The organism is Bombella mellum, assembly GCF_014048465.1.
Lineage (GTDB): Bacteria > Pseudomonadota > Alphaproteobacteria > Acetobacterales > Acetobacteraceae > Bombella > Bombella mellum.
In genome coordinates this window covers 248,301-266,463 of sequence record NZ_PDLY01000002.1, presented here as the reverse complement: position 1 = coordinate 266,463, position 18,163 = coordinate 248,301, and the positions used below count along the sequence as shown (strand labels likewise).

Here is an 18,163-nt window from a genome sequence, read left to right as displayed (position 1 = left end):
CGGGCCATTGCAGGAATGGTCCGGGGCTGCTAGAGCTTCCTCACCGCAGGACGACGGGCAGTAGCGCAGTCTGGTAGCGCATCAGTCTGGGGGACTGGGGGTCGTGGGTTCGAATCCCGCCTGCCCGACCATCTCCTGCGGTTCTCATTCCTCCTCCGATCTCAGAGCACGCTGGCTCGGTGTCTTGTTGCTGGTCCAGAGCGTCCAGAGCAGATGCAGCCCTGCCATGATGGCCGGTCCGATGAACAGGCCCATCAGCTGCCATGTTTCCGCACCGCCAAGAATGCCCATCAGGACCCAGAGGAACGGTACCTTCGTGCTGCCGCCGATCAGGACCGGACGGATGAAATGGTCCGCCACGAAGAGGACGATGGCCCCGATCAGCCAGACGATGGCGGCGGCGACCATGCTGCCCTTGAAGGCGATGAGCAGGCAGACAGCGGTCACGGCGATCCAGCCCAGCATGGGCACCATGGCGGCAATGGCCGTGGCCAGGCCGAAGATGAGAGGCTGCGGGGCACCGGCCACCACATAGCAGACGCCCATGATGGCCCCTTCACCCAGCCCGACCAGCACCAGACCGGAAACCGTGCCGTGGATGGAGGACACGATCTGCCGGGCCAGACTTTCTCCCTGCGAACCGAAGAGCCGCTGTGAGGCGATCATGCACTTCCGGATGATGCTCTGGCCATCCTTGAGCAGGAAGAAGAGCGTCAGCATGGAGAAGCCGAACAGGATGCCACGATGCAGGATTTCCGACCCGAACTGCTTGCCCACGGCGACACCATGGCCGAGCTTCAGGGAGCGGAACAGCTCGTTGAACGTGTCCGGGTTGCTGAGATGTTCGGCCCAGAGGGTCTTGGCCTGGGTAGAGGCCACGGGCAGGCGGTCCAGCCAGGCCGGAACGGGCAGCCCCTGGTGGCGGACCACGTCGATCCACATGAAGGCGGAGCGCATCTCATCAGCCGTCTTGATGCTGATGAAGGACACGGGCACGAGGAAGATCAGTGCCAGAACCCCCGTGAAAAGCAGCGGGAGCCATACGGTCTGGCCGAAACGTCGTGCGGACCGCCTGTAGAGCGGCCAGAGGGCGATGGCGAAAATGCCTCCCCAGAGCAGGGCCGGTAGCATGCTCCTGAGCGTCCACAGGGCGGCCAATACGAAAAACAGGGCCAGAAACCCCCGGGCACGTTTCTGCAGGGTCTTGGAGGGAGAGGGCAGCCGGAGTGGAGGATGTGCCCTGTGATGTGGGGTGTCGTTCATGGTGCGTGATATCTCAGTCATCTTGCCAGAATAAAGTGTAGAGCCGCACTACGGCGGACTGGTCCGGAAAGGGCAGTCATTCAGCCTCGCCCATGTAAGATGTCCGCCAGAACCAGACTGTCCTGCTTATCGAACATCCCAAGGCGCAGGAAAAGGTCTAGCAGGACAAGATTGACGTTAAATTTGAACTCGTCCGTCTCCCGTACCCGCCGGAACACTTCTTCCACGGGCATGAGATGGAAGGATTCTACCTCACCATCATTGATGTGGGGAACAAAATCCTGCGGCAGGAAGAGGTCGTAGCAGTAGAGCCTGTCCCGCCTCAGCCCTTCCGGGCGGGACATGGCATAGTGCAGCGTGCTGACATGCCGGGCCTGCCGGGCCAGCGGGGCCGGGATGGCGGCTTCCTCCTCGGCTTCCTTGGCGAGCGTCTCGTCCGGGGTCAGGCCGCTGCTCATCCCGCCAGCCACCAGATGGTCCAGCTTTCCGGGGTCCAGCCGTTTCTGGGGGCTGCGGCGGGCCACCCAGAGATACAGTCCCGCCTCCTTCCGGACGAGGCCGTTCATGTGGACGCCGGAGGCTTCCACGCCGAAAACCGGGATCAGGGCACGGTCCACCTGTCCGATGATCGTGCCGTCAGGCGAACGGACATCAAACCATTCATGAAACGGAACATAGCGTTTCTGACGGGCGAGAAGGTTGCTGACCTGCCTCAGGTTCTGCCCGTCCGGCAGGGTGACGGCCCGGTCGGTCACGGTCAGGAGGCCGGTGCAGGCCGGGTCGGCCAGCCAGTCCAGGGAGGCGGGGTCCACCAGCCCGATGGACGTCCCCTCATGGAGCAGGGGCAGCCGCCCTGCCGGGAGCGTGGCGTTGCGGCAACGCTCGATGTGACGGAGGAAGGGGGATGCAGCGGAGGACAGCATAAACTCTCTCAAATATCCATCTGATGGCGGCGGCGTGCCGGTCCGGACCCAGATCATGCAGCATCCGGACTCTGGCGGAAAAAACAGGACAGTGTAAAAAGCTCTCCCATCAGCCTGTTCTGGGGCAGCAGAGGAAAATCTATCAGGTTTTTATGGCATCAATAAAGGTCAGGCGTCTGTCTCTTCGGGTATTGTGGCAGAAAATCCGTCCCTCTTCTTTGTGGGACTGGTCTCTGAGATTCTGGTTTTCTTTCATTTTTCTTGTCGTGGAGAGCGTGACATCTGTCGCCACGCCCTGGCTGTTCAGCCGGATGGTGGGGCGGCTCTCGGGGCATGAGGCTGTCATGGCGGCCATCATGGCCCTGCTGGCCCAGTATACGCTCCTGCGCATGATGGGTGCCGTGGCGGGGCCTGTCCGCAGCCTGATCATGGTGCCGGTGCGGGCAACCCTGAGGGAACGGATCAGCCTGCTGGGGCTGGAGCACGTCCACTCGCTCGGAGCCAGATTTCATGAGGGCCGTCAGACCGGGGCACTGACCCGCATCCTAGACCGGGGAGCCGATGCGGCCAGTACGATCGTGGACATGATCTTCTCCAATGTCCTGCCCAACCTTCTGGGACTGGGGCTGACCTTTCTTGTCGTGCTGCGTGTTTTCAGCGGCCTGTATCTGGTGCTGCTCTGTGGCACGATGCTTCTCTATGGAGGCGTGTCCTTTCTCTTCACCCGCTGGCGGATGCGGGCCCGCAGGGAGCGGAACCGAGCCAATGGAAATGCCCACCGTCATCTGGTGGACAGCCTCCTGAATGCCGACATCGTCAGGGCGTTCGGTAATGCCGGTCATGAACGCAGGCGGCAGGAAGAAAGCTGGAAGGAACTGAGGCGTGCGGAGATCCGTCTTCAGACGCTGATCGGAAGTTCCCAGGCGATCCGCAACATCATCATTTCTTTGGCCACGGCCTCATTACTGGGGCTGGCCGTACTGGATATTCATGCCGGTCGAATCGGTGTCGCACAGTTTGTCCTGATGGGCACATATCTTCGCAGTGTCTATGCATCTGTCGGGGCACTGAACTATGTCGGGGCGGGCTGGCGCAATGCCCGTGTGGACATGGAGGCCTATCTCGAACTCATGGCACTGGAGCCGGAAATACGCTCTTCAGCGGTCCCCGTGCCGCTGCCTGCGGGTCAGGCCGGTGGCGTGACGCTGGAAATGCGGCATGTGTCTTTCGGCTATGACCCGGAGAGGCTGATCCTGCGTGACGTCAGCTTCCGGCTGGAGGCGGGGCGGATGCTGGCCGTCGTGGGGCGCAGCGGGTCTGGCAAGTCCACGCTGGCCAGGCTTGTCAGCCGTCTTTACGACCCGCTGGCAGGAGAGGTCCTCATGGAGGGTGTCGCTCTTCCGGCCCTGTCGCTTGAGACGCTGAGGGCACAGATTGGCGTGGTGGCGCAGGACACGTCACTCTTCAATGCCACGGTGGGGGAAAACATCGCTTACGGGCGCATCGGGGCCAGCAGGGAGGCCGTCCGTCAGGCGGCGGAGGCGGCACAGCTGGGGGCCTTCATCGACAGGCTGCCGGAGGGCCTCGACACGCTGGTCGGAGAACGGGGCGTGCGCCTGTCCGGCGGGGAAAGACAGAGGATGGCGATAGCCCGTGTCATTCTCCGCAACCCTCGCCTGCTCGTGCTGGACGAGGCGACCAGTGCCCTGGACACCAGAACGGAGGAGGCCATCCAGCAGGAGCTTCTGGCTCTTTCGGCTGGCCGGACGACCGTCGTGATCGCCCACCGGCTTTCCACCATCCAGCAGGCCGACCATATCCTCGTGATGGATGGGGGAGAGGTGGTGGAAGAGGGAACCCATCACGAGCTGATGGAAAAGGCGGGCATTTATGCAGGAATGTGGAGATTGCAGGCGGGAGGGGGTTCCGTTGGAGGGCATTCGGATGTAGAGGGGTAGCGGGCTGCTTCTGTCGGTATGAAAGGCAGGAAAGACTTGACGTATCAGCGTCAGTAAGTCATAAGCCCGCCTTATTTACGGAACATGCTGGGCTGCACGTGCGGTCCTGCGTATCACAGTATCGAGGAAGTTCTATGTCTCGCCGTTGCCATGTCACGGGCAAAGGGGTACTGACGGGCAATAACGTCAGCCACGCCAACAACAAGTCCCGTCGCCGTTTCCTGCCGAACCTTCAGGAAGCCACGCTCCTGTCCGATATTCTTGAGGCCCCGGTGCGCATGCGCCTTTCCGCCAAGGGTATCCGTACGGTCGAGCACAATGGCGGGCTTGATTCCTTCCTGCTGGGCACACCGAACCGGAAACTGACACCGGAAGCTCTGGTCATCAAGCGTCGCATCCTGCGTGTCCAGGAGCGCAAGGCTGCCCAGTCAGCCGCCTGATTTTAGGGGCTGGACCCGTCCCGGAGAGGACGGGTGGCTGCACCGGGGTGACTCTGCCGGGGTGGTTGTTTTCTGGTATTCATACAGGGTCTGATGAGGGTGCCCCGGTACAGGCCGTGGGCACCTTTCCTTGCATTTTGGAGGTTTCCCGTGACCGACGACAGCGTACAGGGCGCGAAGTCCGCTCTCTCAAAGATTCGCAACATCGGTATTACCGCTCACATTGACGCCGGTAAGACGACGACAACGGAGCGTATGCTCTATTACACCGGTATGTCCCACCGTATCGGTGAAGTGCATGACGGGAACACCACGACCGACTACATGGAGCAGGAGCGTGAGCGTGGCATCACCATCACCTCCGCTGCCGTGACCTGTGAGTGGGAAGGTCATCGCATCAACATCATCGACACGCCCGGCCACATCGACTTCAACATCGAGGTGAACCGTTCTCTCCGTGTGCTCGATGGTGCCATCTTCGTGATCGAAGGTGTGGCCGGCGTGCAGCCGCAGTCCGAGACCAACTGGCGTCTGGCTGACCGCTACAACGTGCCCCGCATCATCTTCATCAACAAGCTGGACCGTACCGGTGCCGACTTCGACTACGCCTTCAGCACCCTGAAGGAGAAGCTGGACATCGTCGCCATCCCGCTCCAGCTGCCGATCGGCTCTGAAGAGAACATGGTCGGTGTCGTGGATCTGGTGGAAATGCGTGCCATCGTCTGGGAAGGTGGTGAGCTGGGTGCCAAGTTCCACTACGAGGAAATCCCTGCCGAGCTGAAGGAGCGTGCCGAGGAGGCCCGCCAGAACCTTCTGGATACGGCCCTGAGTGTCGATACCGCCGCCATGGAGGAATATTTCGACAAGGGTGAGGTGGACGTCGCCACCCTGAAGCGTTGCATCAAGAAGGGCACCATTGCTGGTGAGTTCCGCCCTGTGCTGTGCGGTACGGCCTTCAAGAACAAGGGCGTGCAGCCGCTGCTGGATGCCGTGATCGACTACCTCCCGGCTCCGGATGAGGTTGAGGGCATCCGTATTGCTCCGCCGGAAGACAAGGAAGTTGACGAGAGCTTCCTGCCGATCATCCCGGTGGACCCGGAAGGCAAGTTCGCTGGTCTGGCCTTCAAGATCATTTCCGACAAGTACGGTACGCTGACCTTCGTCCGTGTCTATCGTGGCGTGCTGAACACGGGTGACACCGTGCTGAACACCACCAAGGGCACGAAGGAACGCGTTGGCCGCATGTTCCAGATGCACGCTGACAAGCGTCAGGAAGTGAAGTCTGTCGGTGCTGGTGACATTGCCGCCTTCGTTGGTCTGAAAGACACCGTGACGGGTGACACGCTGGCCGATGCTGCTGATCCGGTTGTTCTGGAGCGCATGCAGTTCCCGGTTCCGGTGATCGACATTTCCGTCGAGCCGAAGACCAAGGATGCCGTCGAGAAGATGACGCTGGCCCTCCAGAAGCTGACGGCCGAGGATCCGTCCCTGCACCTGCGTACGGATCAGGAAACGGGTCAGACCATCCTGTCCGGCATGGGTGAGCTGCATCTGGACATCATCGTGGACCGTCTGCGTCGTGAATATGGCGTTGATGCAAACATTGGTGCCCCGCAGGTTGCTTACCGTGAGACGATCACCCAGTCCCACACCGAGACCTACACCCACAAGAAGCAGTCCGGTGGTTCCGGTCAGTTCGCTGAGGTGAAGATCACCTTCGAGCCGCTGACGGAGAAGGGTGCCGAGGAGATCCTGTTCGAGAACAAGATCGTCGGTGGTGCCGTGCCGAAGGAATATATCCCGGCTGTCGAAAAGGGCGTGCGTATGCAGTCCACGACGGGCGTGCTGGCTGGCTTCGACACGGTGGGCTTCAAGTTCACTCTGGAAGACGGTAAGTACCACGACGTCGACTCTTCCGCTCTGGCCTTCGAGATCGCTGCCAAGGCCTGCTTCCGTGAAGGCATGAAGAAGGCCGGTCCGGTCATTCTGGAGCCGATCATGGATGTGGAGATCACCACGCCGAACGATCACGTCGGTGACGTGGTGGGCGACCTCAACCGTCGTCGTGGTATCATCCAGAATCAGGAGACTTCTGGTTCCACGGTGCTGATCCGCTCCCAGGTGCCGCTGAAGGAAATGTTCGGTTACATCTCTCACCTGCGTTCTGCCACGAAGGGCCGTGCGTCCTTCACCATGCAGTTCCATCACTACGAGCCGGTGCCTCGTAACGTGCAGGATGAGATCATCGCAGAGCGTGCCTGATACGCCATCCGGTGACTGTTCTTCAGGGAAGCCCTCCGCCGGTCCGCTGGCGGAGGGTTTTCTTTTGGGGCCAGCTTGACAGACTGCCACATGATGCTGTTTCATCGGTGCCACGGTGATGGATTGCCACCGGGCCATGAGGCCGAACCGCCACCCGGCGTCGGGAAAGGCTGATGATTCCTGCCAATGAGACCTTTCATGGTGTATGTGAAAGGATGGTAAGGGAGTCTGTCATGTCGTTGCCAAAAGAATTTGCCTTGTTTCTGCTGAACCTTCTCCGCTGGCTCTGTCTGCTGCTGCCTCTGGCCGTCGTTGTCGGGAGTTCCTGTGCCCTGTTCCTCTGGATGCTGGAATGGGTGACGCAGTACCGGTTTGTCCATCCTGCCATCCTGTACGGTCTGCCTTTCGCCGGTGTGGCCGTGGCCCTGTCCTATTACTGGTGGGGTGGCCGTGCCGGTGGCGGCAACAACCTCATCATTGATGAGATTCACAGGCCTTCCGAGGGAGTGCCGCTGCGGATGGCTCCGCTCGTTTTCATTGGTACGGTGGTCAGCCATCTTTTCGGAGCCTCGGTCGGGCGTGAGGGAACGGCCGTGCAGATGGGCGGCAGTCTCGCCAGCAGTGTGGCCAGATGGTTCCGGCTGGACGACCGCAGCACGAGCATCCTGCTGACGGCCGGTGTGGCCTCCGGCCTTGGTGCCGTGTATGGCACGCCCATCACGGGGGCTGTCTTCGGGCTGGAGGTGCTGACCCTCGGTGCGCTTGATTATTCGGCCCTGCTGCCCGTGGCGGTCACCTCCATCGTCGCAGACTGGACGTGCCACCAGTGGGGTATCCATCATGCGGTCTATCCTGTCACGTTCAGGGGATTGGCGGCCCCGGGGCAGGTGCCTTTCCACGTTGATGCCGTGCTGTGGGTGAAGGTGGCCATTGCTGCCGTGGCTTTCGGTTTTGCCAGCAGGGCCTTTGCGGAAGGTGTCTACAGGCTTGGGCCGGTCATCAGGAAAATCTGCCCCACACCCTGGTTGCAGCCGGCCATTGGTGGCGTGGTGACCATTCTGCTGGTCTGGCTGCTGGGAACACGGGATTATCTGGGGCTGGGTGTCGTGGCCCCGGAAGCTGGTGGTGCTTCCATCGTCAATTTTTTCAGCACGACCCATTATGACTGGAGCTGGCTGCTGAAGCTGCTCTTCACGGTTCTGGCTCTCGCCACGGGCTACAAGGGAGGGGAGGTCACCCCCCTGTTCTTCGTGGGTGCCGGACTGGGGAACGCCCTTGCGCCTGTGCTTGGTGTTCCGGGTGACCTGCTGGCTGGTGTGGGGATGGTGGCTGTCTTCGGAGGAGCCGTGAACACGCCTCTGGCCTGCACGGTCATGGGGGTGGAGCTGTTTGGCGGGACGAACATCGTCTATTACGCCACAGGCTGTTTCATCGCCTATCTCTGTTCCGGTCACACCGGCATCTATCTCTCCCAGAAGGTAGGTGTGCCCAAGATATGGCGGTCCGGTTTCGTGCCGGGTGTCCCCCTGCGCCGTACACGGGAAGGCCTGTGGACGGAAGACTGAGCATCTCCGGAATGGACTAAAGACAGGATTATCTGTTTCTTGGCAGACCATCATGGACGGGCCAGGAGCTTTTCAGGCCAGTTTCAGGGTGACTGAGGCCCTTGGTGGGAGATCGGGAACTCTGGACTCCTGATCCTGCCATGCAGAAAGGGCCTCTTCCCGTCGGGGAGGAGGCCCTTTCTTCGTGGTCACGGTCCGTCTGACGGGTGGATGTCAGCCGAAGCAGTGGTTTGCGTGCATGATGGCCACGCCGACTTCTCGGAGCAGGTCGAAGGCATCCCGCAGAGGCTGGAAGATTTCCCGGTGTTCACGGGCAAACCCTTGGGCGACGCCAGCCCCGCCCGGTTCGCCGAAGTCGAGATCGGCAATGCTGGGGGCGGTGATGGGGAAGAGATCATCCAGCAGGCGCAGTGCTCGTGGCACGTCCAGACAGAGGATGAGCGTCGTGATGGCTTCCCGTGTCAGTCCGCCACGGGGGCCGAAATAGGGAATGTGTGTTCCCAGTGTCCAGATGCGGTCCATCAGGGCAAAGCGGATGACATGCAAGAGCTTTTCATTCACATCCATGCGGGGAGCCTCGGGCCATGCAGAACGCAGGGCAATGTCCTCCCTCTGGATGCGCCGGAACAGGGCCGGAACGCTCTTCCAGAATTCCAGCTCTTCCAGATCACGGGCGATGCTGAGGAAGTGGACACGGTCATCCGCATTGTCACAGTCCGCAGCCCGGTTCAGCCATGTGCCGGGGTCCAGCTGGTGGATGGTGGCCCGGAGCACGTCAAGGTCGGAATGTTCCAGGGCCTGGGAGGCAAAGTCCATCAGCTGGCAGAAGCGGGGCGAACTGTGGCGCAGCTGTTCGAACTGCTCCGTATGGCGGCGGGCTGCGCTGCCAAGGCCATGCAGGACATTGGCCCACCAGCCCAGCTGCTGGAGGATGGCATTGTTGGGGATGGCCCGTATCTGGCTGGGATGGGTGATGCGTGTCACCCGGGCCGTGTCGGACTGCCGTGCGGAGGGGCGGGAGCCGGTCTTGTCCACCAGCGCAGGGCCGAAGGCACTGAGGAGGGCGGTATAGCCCGGGTCGTTCACCAGATCCCCCATCTTCAGGGCGATGGTGGAGAAGAAGTCCATGGCGAAGTCAGGCTTGCTGAAGAGCGGGTCGTTCAGCTTTTCTGCCGCAATGGGTTCGCCCTGCGCGGCTACGAATTCAGCCAGCGTCGCAATGGTGGAGGAGGCGAGCCTGTCCGTCCCGAAGGGGAGATAGCCGTCCCCGCCCTGGAAGGCGGTCTCGACCCGGCTCGTGATGCCAGCCCTGTGCAGGGCATGGCGTGCATTGACGGGAGAGAAATATTCCAGACGTTCCTTCAGGCTGAAAGGATGGGCACCACGCCCGATGCTTTCGCCGTGAGTGTCGAACATGGTCAGGGCGATGTCTTCCAGCCCGTGTTCCTTCATCAGCTCCAGCGTCCGCAGGCGCAGGCGTTCGACCATGGGGCCGGCCGCCAGCTGGCCGACATAACGCCCGGAATCCGAATAGCCGAACTGGAGGGACAGACGCCCGTTGGCCCGGAGATAGGCCCGCCAGTGCGGGGAGCGGAACGCTTCCTCCAGAATTTCCGCACCGTTTTCCAGTGCCGTTTCCGTCTCGAAGAGCGGGGAAATCTCGATCTGGTCGTCCCGGATGCCGAAGAGACGGGCCAGCCACAGCGTGGCCAGCAGGGTGTAGCCGCTTTCCGTTTCGGCAATCAGGAACCGGATGGGGGAACCGGAATCAACATGCTTGAGGATCTGCGCCATGGTCATCATCAGGCGTGATGCCGCACTGGGTTCCACCAGCAGGGCACCGAAGTCGATGGCCAGTGGCTTCAGGTCATCCATGGCAGCGTCGATGTGAGACAGCAGGGCCCGCCGGTGAAAAGGCAGGGTCGGATCGTCCGTCAGGCCGAGGCGTGTGCGGGCCACGTTGTAGATCTGCGCCGCATTGAGACGGGTATGGATGTGGGACAGGCCCAGCCCGTGGTTGAGAAAGCCCGTGCGGATGACATTCAGCTGGTGGGCTATCGCCTCATCCAGCCGTGCCGCCTCTTCCCGGAACAGGGGAAGAAGCTCACCGGCATTGAGGAGGGCTCTTTCCCGCAGGTCGATGAGGACATGGGAGAAGCGGGCGATGTCCTCCGGTTTCATGGCCTGTCCGGGCACGGACCGGGGGCAGGCGTCACGCTGTTCCTGCGTGGCCTTCAGGGCGGAGGCGGTCCGCCTGCCAAGGGCTGAATCCTTCAGGCCGATCTTTTCCAGCCCCTCGATCAGGCGTTCCAGCTGGGCGATCTTGAGGCCCAGACGGATGCGGATGGTGTCCCACCAGCCAATGTCGTTGCGGCCGTCCGTGTCGAACCCGACCCAGCTGGCCAGCCTGACGGGAGCGGGGGTCAGCTCCGTCGCCTCCGGCCAGCGGCGGCGTGCCGCCCGGAAGATCTCGGCAGAGAGCTTGTCCAGCGCATCCCGCCCCCGGGTGATGGCAGCCAGGGCAAGGGCCTGTTCCTCATCCAGCGTGGGGGGAGCCTGACGGCGGTGTGTCGGCAGGGCGGGTACCGGGCAGGACGGGTCTTCCGCCCGGCGGGCCAGCAGGTCGTAGATCTCATTGGCCAGGGCGAAGGTCGGGTGGGCGGTGAAGACGGCCGCAAAGCCGGTGGTGGCGAGGTCTTCCGGTGTCCGGGCCTGGGCCACCAGCTGCTCGGCCACCTTGCGCAGGCGGGGTTCCGGCGGGCAGTCCGTGCCATTCTCCTCCAGCCCGACATAGCGGCGCAGGGCGTCGGCACGGGTCACGAAGTTGCGGTCCCGCAACAGACGTATGGCCCGTCCGACCGTTTCCAGGCCATTCCCAAAACCTGTTTTTTCCGCAATGGAAATGATCAGGCTGGAGAACTCATGCGGTGAGCGTTTCAGCGTCGTGGCACAGGATTCAATCAGTTCGGCAGGCGATGCGTCAGTCTGGGAGGCGCAATCTGGCATGGGGAACAGTCTCGCTTGGTCTTGATCTCATGTCAGCCGGAACGAGCATGGCTCAATGTACCGGCACGGTCGTTCCTGTATAGGCTTAATTATGGTAATGCGCCAAGTGTTGTTGAAAAGCGATTCCTGTCCGTATTTGCCTGCCTTCTGCTGGCATTCTTCCTGATGACAGGAACATCCAGTCAGCCCCGTGCGAGGGGCCTTTAGGAGCCTGTCTGCCATCATGTCCATTCCGGCACGTAAAAACAGGGTGTCTCTCTGGGCGGCCCTGCTGCTGGTGGGAGCCTCCCTGCTTGCGGTCATCAGTCGGCTCAGCCTGTGGCAGAAGCTCTTCGGGTCTTCCTTCTGGCTGGAGATGGTGCGGGCGGGCAGCCAGGCCGGTGTGGTAGGGGGGCTGGCCGACTGGTTTGCGGTCACGGCCCTGTTCCGGCATCCGTTGGGGCTGCCCATTCCGCATACGGCGATCCTGCCACGGCGGAAGGATCAGCTGGGGCAGGCTCTCGGGCGTTTCATGGTCGAGCATTTCCTGACGGAAGAGGAAATATTACGCCTGCTGGAGCGGGCCGACCTGCCGGGAGCCCTGGCCCGTCTGCTCCAGAAACCGGAGACGGAAGAGCAGCTTCTGCGGCATCTGCGTGGTCTGGCTCCGGCCGCACTGGAGCGGGTGGGCGACGGTCGGGGCAGCTCCTTTCTGGTCACCCTCTTTCCAACCCTGATGAAGCGGGAGGACATCACGGCCCTCGTCATCCGGGGGCTGAAAGCCATGGTGGATGGTGACGTGCATCAGGAAGTCTTTTCGTTTTTTCTTGCCCAGTTCAAGGAACTGGTCAGCACGAAGGAGGCGGACCTGCATCACTTCGTGGAACGGCGGGTGCGGGAACAGGGAGGGCGGCTGATCGGCTGGGCCATCGGGGCCTCGGTGGCCACGCAGGTCCTGACGGCCCTGAAGGCGGAGCTGGGCCGGGTGGACCCGATGGATTCCGACATCAGGCACGGCTTCACCCGCTGGGTACGGAGGAAACTTCAGGAGCTGGAAGAGGACCCGCAGAGCGCACATGAGCTGATGGACGGCATTGCGGCCTTTTTCTCTCACGACAGCGTGAAAGAATGGAGTGGCGGCCTGTGGCGGCGTCTGTGCCTGATGGTGGAGGAAGACAGCCTGCGGGATGACGGGTTCAGCATGCAGGCCCTGAGGACGGCCTACCAGCAGCTCGTGGACATGTTTGCACAGCGTACGGAGCTGGCCGGGCAGATGGACCAGGCCGTCCGACAGGCCGTCAGGCAGGCCCTGCCACAGATGCAGCAGACCGTGGCGGGCATGATCGCCCGTGTCGTGGGCCGCTGGGATGCGGAGAGCCTGTCCGCCCGCCTTGAGGCAGGCATCGGGAAGGACCTGGCCTTCATCCGTGTCAATGGCACTGTGGTCGGTTTTGTGGTAGGGGCCGTGCTGGAGGCCCTGCTCATCATGCTGGTTCCATGATGAAGGCCGCAGCAGTGCATTGGACAGGTATTACATAAAGCTTGACCCTCAGAAAAATATGGGTCACTTCCTTGAATGGGGACCGGTAGGGTCTTAAATTAAGAATCATTAGATACAGGCTGTAGGTTTTTTCATTGTGCTGAGACTGTCCAAACTGGCTGACTATGCGACTGTTGTTCTTGTGCGTCTGGGTATGCGTGGCGATCTGGCCACGGCGGCTTCTCTGGCGCAGGAGACCGGCGTGCCCGAGCCGACGGTGGCGAAGCTGCTGAAGGGGTTGGCGGCTGGCGGGCTGGTCGTGTCTTTCCGTGGGGCACGGGGCGGTTACCGTCTGGCCGAGGAGCTGAAGGACATTTCCGTGGCACGGGTCATCACCGTCGTGGATGGCCCGATATGCGTGACGGCCTGCTGTGATGGCAAGGAATGTGCGCACGGGGAGACCTGCGGCCTGTCCGGGCAGTGGGACATGGTCAATGGAGCGGTCCGTCAGGCCCTCGAGACCATCACCCTGGCGGATATGGCCAACCCCGATCTGAAATTTGATCCGTCCTCTGCCACATCGGCGGAAGCGACAATGCGTAGGCCCGAGGAACAGGGAGGATGTCATGCCGGCTGTGTCGGAAACCCGTGAAGCCGTTGAGAAACTGGCCAGGTCCAATTACGAATGGGGCTTCGAGACCAATGTGGAGATGGACCTCGCCCCGAAGGGGCTGAACGAGGACATCGTCCGGCTGATTTCCGCCCGCAAGAAAGAGCCGCAGTGGATGCTGGACTGGCGGCTGAAGGCCTTCCGTGCCTGGCAGGACATGAGCGAACCGGACTGGGCGAAGATCAGGCATCCGCCGATCGACTATCAGGACGCCCATTATTTCGCCCAGCCGAAGAAGAAATCAGGCCCGAAGAGCCTTGATGAGGTCGATCCCGAACTGCTCAGGACATATGAGAAGCTCGGCATTCCCCTGCATGAGCAGGAAATGCTGGTCGGCGTGGAAGGGGCAGGGCAGAAGACACCCGTTGCTGTTGATGCGGTGTTTGACAGCGTGTCCGTGGCCACGACCTTCCGCAAGACTCTGGCCGAGGCCGGGGTGATTTTCTGCCCGATTTCCGAAGCCATCATCGAGCATCCCGAGCTGGTGAAGAAATACCTGGGCACGGTCGTGCCAGTGGCGGACAATTTCTTCTCGGCCCTGAACTCGGCCGTCTTTACCGATGGTTCCTTCGTGTACGTGCCCAAGGGGGTGCGTTGCCCGATGGAGCTGTCCACCTATTTCCGCATCAATGCCCGCAATACGGGGCAGTTCGAGCGGACGCTGATCATCGCCGAGGACCAGGCCACCGTTTCCTATCTGGAAGGCTGCACGGCCCCGCAGCGTGATGAGAACCAGCTTCACGCTGCCGTGGTCGAGCTGGTGGCGATGGAGGATGCCTTCATCAAATATTCCACGGTGCAGAACTGGTATCCGGGGGATGAGAACGGCAAGGGTGGCATCTACAACTTCGTGACCAAGAGGGGCATCTGCAAAGGTGATCGTGCCCGTATCTCATGGACACAGGTCGAAACCGGTTCTGCCATCACGTGGAAGTATCCGTCCTGCATTCTGGCGGGGAAGGGTTCTGTCGGTGAGTTCTATTCCGTTGCGGTGACGAACGGACATCAGCAGGCCGACACGGGTACGAAGATGATCCATCTCGCCCCGGACACACGCTCCACCATCGTGGCGAAGACCATATCCGCCGGGCAGTCGGACAGCACCTATCGTGGGCTTGTCCGGATGCAGCCCAAGGCCCGCAATGGACGCAACTTCACGCAGTGTGACAGCCTGCTGATCGGTGACCAGTGCGGTGCCCATACGGTGCCTTACATCGAGAGCCGCAACATGAGTGTGCGCATCGAGCATGAGGCGACGACATCCAAGATTTCCGAGGACCAGCTTTTCTACTGCCGGTCCCGTGGTTTTTCAGAAGAAGAAGCCGTTGGCCTGATCGTGAACGGTTTCTGCCGGGAAGTCCTCAAGGAACTTCCGATGGAATTTGCTGTGGAAGCACAGAAGCTGCTTCAGATCAGCCTGGAAGGGAGCGTTGGTTAAGCTATGAGTGATTTTCTGAAGATTGAGGGGCTGAAGGCCCAGATCGATGCTGACGGCACCCCCAAGGAAATTCTGAAGGGTCTGGACCTTACGATCCCCAAGGGAGAGGTTCATGCCATCATGGGGCCGAACGGCTCTGGCAAGTCCACGCTCTCCTATGTTCTGGCGGGGCGTGAGGATTACGAGGTGACAGGTGGTTCCGCCCATTTCAAGGGGCAGGACCTGCTGGAGCTGGAGCCGGAAGAACGTGCGGCACTGGGTGTGTTTCTGGCCTTCCAGTCCCCGGTGGAACTGCCCGGTGTCAACAACGCCAACTTCCTGCGGACGGCCGTGAACGCCGTGCGCAAGGCCCGTGGTGAGGAGGAGCTGGATGCCGTGTCCTTCCTCAAGCTGGCACGGGAGGAAACCAGCCGCCTTTCCATGTCCGGCGAGATGCTCAAGCGGGCCGTGAATGTCGGCTTCTCCGGTGGTGAGAAGAAGCGCAACGAGGTGCTCCAGATGCGCCTGCTCAAGCCTTCTCTGGCCATTCTGGACGAGACGGACAGCGGGCTGGACATTGATGCGCTGCGCATCGTGGCGGAGGGCGTGAACTCCCTGCGAGGGCCGGACTTCTCATCACTGGTGATCACCCATCATCAGCGTCTGCTGGAATATATCGTGCCGGACCGTGTGCATGTCATGGCGCACGGGCGCATCATCCACAGTGGCGGCCCGGAAGTGGCAACACTGCTGGAAAAACAGGGCTACAAACAGTTTCTTGAGGCGGCAGCGTGAGTGAGAACAGTGCAGCAGCCTGGCAGGCCCTGACGGGGCGTGCCGGAGAGCGTGCAGCCCTGCTGGGAGCGGGAGGGCTGCCAACACGTCGGGTGGAGGCATGGCATTACACGCCACTCCAGTCCCTGAACGGAATTGCCTGGCAGGAGGCTCCGGCTCTTGATGCCGCCACCGTGAAGCGGCGTGTGGAAGGCCTGAACCTGCCAGAGCATGATGGTCTTCTGGTCTTTGCCAATGGCCGGTTCTGCAAGGAGCTGTCCCATCTTCCGGACTGCATGGACGTGCAGGAATATGGTGACGGTTCTGCCGTGCAGCCATTGTTGGCGGGGCGTTTCTCCGCTGGCCTGAATGCGGCCCTCCGTCAGCCGGGGGCACGGCTTCATGTTCCGGCCGGGACGGATGCCGGGCTGATCGTCATGGTCAGTCTGACGGAAGGGGATGGCGTGTCCACCCATCTTCATCACAGTGTCACGCTGGATGAGGGGGCGCAGCTGACCCTGCTGGATGTCCAGCTTGGCACGGGGCAGTATCTGACCAATCCACAGGTGGATGTCCATTGTGCGGATAAAGCACATCTCAGCCACATCACGCAGCAGGCTGAAAGCCATGAGGCTGCCCGTCTGGCCATTGTTGGTGCCCGTGTGGGTGAGCGTGGCAATTATGACAGCTTCACGCTCAATCAGGGGGGCGTGCTGGCCCGTCAGGAAGTCGTCACCCAGCTGTCTGGCCCGTTCAGCAACACGAACGTCAATGCGATCCAGCTTGTCGATGGTGCCCGGCTGAATGACCTGTCTTCCATGATCCATCATGCGTCACCGGACTGCACGTCTCGCCAGACGGTGCGGAGCGTGCTGTCGGAAAACGGACAGGGTGTCTTCCAGGGGAAGATTCTGGTGGACCGGATTGCCCAGAAGACTGATGGCTACCAGATGAACCAGGCCCTGCTCCTGTCCGAAAAGGCACAGATGAACAGCAAGCCGGAGCTTGAGATTTACGCTGATGACGTCAAGTGCAGCCATGGTGCGACCGTCGGTGCGCTGGATGAGGACCAGCTTTTCTATCTCCGCTCCCGTGGGGTCCAGGAGGAGCAGGCCCGTGACATGCTGGTTCAGGCCTTCCTTCTGGAAACGGTGGAACTGGTGGAGCATGAAAGCCTGCGGGACTATCTGCTGAAAGCGTTGCCCGGCCATGTCTGATAACGTGCGTGCCCGCTTCCCCATTCTGTCCGAAACGGCTCATGGCCGTCCGCTGGTCTTTCTGGACAGCGCAGCCTCTGCCCAGAAGCCGGACTGTGTCATCGAGGCGATGAGCGAAGCGGCACGGCACTGTTACGCCAATATCCATCGTGGTCTGTATGACATGAGCGAGCGGACCACGCAGGCTTATGAAGCCGTGCGTGATGATGTGGCCCGGTTCCTCAATGCGGCGGACCGGCGGGAGATCGTGTTTACCAAGAACAGCACGGAGGGCCTCAATCTGCTGGCCCATTCGCTGGGCAGCCAGCTTAGGCCCGGGCAGGCCGTGCTGATCTCCGCTCTGGAGCACCATGCCAACATCGTGCCGTGGCTCATGCTGCGGGACAGGCTGGGCATCGAGCTGCGTGTGGCCCCCATCAATGCGGATGGTGACATCGACCTTGCCGCCTATGAGGAGCTGCTGGGTGATGGCCGTGTTGTGCTGGTTTCCGTTACGCACATGTCCAACGTGCTGGGGACCATCACGCCCGTGAAAAAGCTGGCGGAGCTGGCCCACAGGCACGGGGCGAAAGTCATCGTGGATGGCTCCCAGTCCATCGTCCACCGCAGGGTGGACGTGCAGGCTCTGGGGGTGGATTTCTTCGTCTTTACCGGTCACAAGCTTTACGGGCCTACAGGTGTCGGCATCCTCTGGGGCAGGTTGCCCCTGCTGGAGGAAATGCCGCCTTTTCTGGGCGGGGGGGACATGATCCGCTCCGTTTCGTTCGAGAAGGCAAGCTGGGCCGATGCGCCGCATAAATTCGAGGCTGGCACGCCCGCCATTCTGGAGGTGCTGGGCCTGGGAGCCGCCATCCGTTTCGTGGAGGAGCTGGGGGCGGAGGCGATCGAAGCCCATGAGCGTGATCTGGTCGCCTATGCCCGGCAGGTGCTTGAAAAGACGGATGGTGTGAGCATCATGGGGAACCCGGTGGAGCGGGGTGGTGTCTTCTCGCTTCAGGTGGAGGGGGCGCATCCGCATGATCTCGCCGTGCTGCTGGATCAGCAGGGTATCGCCATCCGGGCCGGGCAGCATTGTGCTGAGCCGCTGATGCAGGAGCTGGGCGTGCAGGCAACTGCCAGAGCCAGTTTTGCCATTTATACGACACGTGACGAGATAGACGCTCTGGCCCACGGCATTGAGCGTGCGCGTGCCTTACTTGCGTGAGGATG

At 61.5% G+C, this 18,163-nt stretch carries 13 protein-coding genes, 1 tRNA gene and 1 riboswitch; of the genes, 11 read left to right on the top strand and 3 right to left on the bottom strand.

Annotated elements, in window-relative coordinates; all coding sequences use genetic code 11:
* Window positions 1-54: 54 nt before the first annotated feature.
* Window positions 55-131: transfer RNA gene (locus CPA56_RS04280), tRNA-Pro, on the top strand.
* Window positions 132-144: 13 nt separating this feature from the next.
* Here CPA56_RS04280 and CPA56_RS04275 read toward each other — a convergent pair.
* Both CPA56_RS04275 and CPA56_RS04270 read right to left on the bottom strand, forming a co-directional pair.
* Entirely contained in the window at window positions 145-1,263 is a 1,119-nt protein-coding gene (locus CPA56_RS04275) for an AI-2E family transporter (protein WP_182040798.1), read from the bottom strand.
* Between the two features lie 80 nt (window positions 1,264-1,343).
* The gene (locus tag CPA56_RS04270) at window positions 1,344-2,186 is read right to left on the bottom strand and encodes an NUDIX hydrolase (protein WP_182040797.1); all 843 of its coding nucleotides are present in this window, start codon (window positions 2,184-2,186) and stop codon (window positions 1,344-1,346) included.
* Between the two features lie 152 nt (window positions 2,187-2,338).
* Here CPA56_RS04270 and CPA56_RS04265 point away from each other — a divergent pair, with 152 nt between their 5' ends.
* The 4 genes from CPA56_RS04265 to CPA56_RS04250 all read left to right on the top strand — a co-directional run bounded on the left by CPA56_RS04265 (window position 2,339) and on the right by CPA56_RS04250 (window position 8,411).
* A complete protein-coding gene (locus CPA56_RS04265; RefSeq protein ID WP_182040796.1) occupies window positions 2,339-4,144 on the top strand; it encodes an ATP-binding cassette domain-containing protein in 1,806 nt (601 codons plus the stop codon).
* 134 nt (window positions 4,145-4,278) lie between these two features.
* Window positions 4,279-4,584: a 50S ribosomal protein L28 gene (gene rpmB, locus CPA56_RS04260; RefSeq protein WP_043559888.1), complete on the top strand. Its 306-nt coding sequence runs from the start codon at window positions 4,279-4,281 to the stop codon at window positions 4,582-4,584.
* 150 nt (window positions 4,585-4,734) lie between these two features.
* A complete protein-coding gene (gene fusA / locus CPA56_RS04255) occupies window positions 4,735-6,846 on the top strand; it encodes an elongation factor G (RefSeq protein ID WP_182040795.1) in 2,112 nt (703 codons plus the stop codon).
* A gap of 105 nt (window positions 6,847-6,951) precedes the next feature.
* Window positions 6,952-7,036: riboswitch (Fluoride riboswitch) on the top strand.
* A gap of 43 nt (window positions 7,037-7,079) precedes the next feature.
* A complete protein-coding gene (locus tag CPA56_RS04250; protein ID WP_182040794.1) occupies window positions 7,080-8,411 on the top strand; it encodes a voltage-gated chloride channel family protein in 1,332 nt (443 codons plus the stop codon).
* Window positions 8,412-8,624: 213 nt separating this feature from the next.
* On the opposite strand, the gene CPA56_RS04245 is transcribed toward CPA56_RS04250, so the two are convergent.
* On the bottom strand, window positions 8,625-11,417 hold the full coding sequence (locus tag CPA56_RS04245) for a phosphoenolpyruvate carboxylase (protein ID WP_182040793.1): 2,793 nt from the start codon (window positions 11,415-11,417) through the stop codon (window positions 8,625-8,627).
* A 223-nt stretch (window positions 11,418-11,640) separates the two neighbouring features.
* Here CPA56_RS04245 and CPA56_RS04240 point away from each other — a divergent pair, with 223 nt between their 5' ends.
* The 6 genes from CPA56_RS04240 (at window position 11,641) to CPA56_RS04215 (ending at window position 18,158) form a co-directional block, all read left to right on the top strand.
* Complete coding sequence (locus CPA56_RS04240) at window positions 11,641-12,897, top strand: DUF445 domain-containing protein (protein WP_182040792.1); 1,257 nt, start codon at window positions 11,641-11,643, stop codon at window positions 12,895-12,897.
* A gap of 136 nt (window positions 12,898-13,033) precedes the next feature.
* A complete protein-coding gene (locus CPA56_RS04235) occupies window positions 13,034-13,528 on the top strand; it encodes an SUF system Fe-S cluster assembly regulator (RefSeq protein ID WP_182040791.1) in 495 nt (164 codons plus the stop codon).
* Window positions 13,503-14,984, top strand: a complete 1,482-nt coding sequence (sufB, locus tag CPA56_RS04230) for a Fe-S cluster assembly protein SufB (protein WP_182040790.1) — start codon at window positions 13,503-13,505, stop codon at window positions 14,982-14,984. The genes CPA56_RS04235 and sufB overlap by 26 nt, the downstream gene beginning before the upstream one ends.
* Before the next feature lie 3 nt (window positions 14,985-14,987).
* Window positions 14,988-15,758 carry a Fe-S cluster assembly ATPase SufC gene (gene sufC / locus CPA56_RS04225; protein WP_043559896.1) on the top strand — a complete coding sequence of 257 codons (771 nt, stop codon included), beginning with the start codon at window positions 14,988-14,990 and terminating at the stop codon, window positions 15,756-15,758.
* Entirely contained in the window at window positions 15,755-16,954 is a 1,200-nt protein-coding gene (sufD, locus tag CPA56_RS04220; protein ID WP_182040789.1) for a Fe-S cluster assembly protein SufD, read from the top strand. The genes sufC and sufD overlap by 4 nt, the downstream gene beginning before the upstream one ends.
* Window positions 16,947-18,158 (top strand): aminotransferase class V-fold PLP-dependent enzyme, encoded by a 1,212-nt coding sequence (locus tag CPA56_RS04215; protein ID WP_182040788.1) that lies wholly within the window; start codon window positions 16,947-16,949, stop codon window positions 18,156-18,158. Before sufD ends, CPA56_RS04215 begins: the two co-directional genes overlap by 8 nt.
* Window positions 18,159-18,163: the final 5 nt, after the last annotated feature.

Excerpts from the sequence above, each read along its gene's own strand:
- CPA56_RS04275 (WP_182040798.1), bottom strand. The coding sequence starts at position 1,263 with ATGAACGACACCCCACATCACAGGGCACATCCTCCACTCCGGCTGCCC.
- CPA56_RS04270 (WP_182040797.1), bottom strand. The coding sequence starts at position 2,186 with ATGCTGTCCTCCGCTGCATCCCCCTTCCTCCGTCACATCGAGCGTTGC.
- CPA56_RS04265 (WP_182040796.1), top strand. The coding sequence starts at position 2,339 with ATGGCATCAATAAAGGTCAGGCGTCTGTCTCTTCGGGTATTGTGGCAG.
- rpmB (WP_043559888.1), top strand. The coding sequence starts at position 4,279 with ATGTCTCGCCGTTGCCATGTCACGGGCAAAGGGGTACTGACGGGCAAT.
- CPA56_RS04250 (WP_182040794.1), top strand. The coding sequence starts at position 7,080 with ATGTCGTTGCCAAAAGAATTTGCCTTGTTTCTGCTGAACCTTCTCCGC.
- CPA56_RS04245 (WP_182040793.1), bottom strand. The coding sequence starts at position 11,417 with ATGCCAGATTGCGCCTCCCAGACTGACGCATCGCCTGCCGAACTGATT.
- CPA56_RS04240 (WP_182040792.1), top strand. The coding sequence starts at position 11,641 with ATGTCCATTCCGGCACGTAAAAACAGGGTGTCTCTCTGGGCGGCCCTG.
- sufB (WP_182040790.1), top strand. The coding sequence starts at position 13,503 with ATGCCGGCTGTGTCGGAAACCCGTGAAGCCGTTGAGAAACTGGCCAGG.
- sufC (WP_043559896.1), top strand. The coding sequence starts at position 14,988 with ATGAGTGATTTTCTGAAGATTGAGGGGCTGAAGGCCCAGATCGATGCT.
- CPA56_RS04215 (WP_182040788.1), top strand. The coding sequence starts at position 16,947 with ATGTCTGATAACGTGCGTGCCCGCTTCCCCATTCTGTCCGAAACGGCT.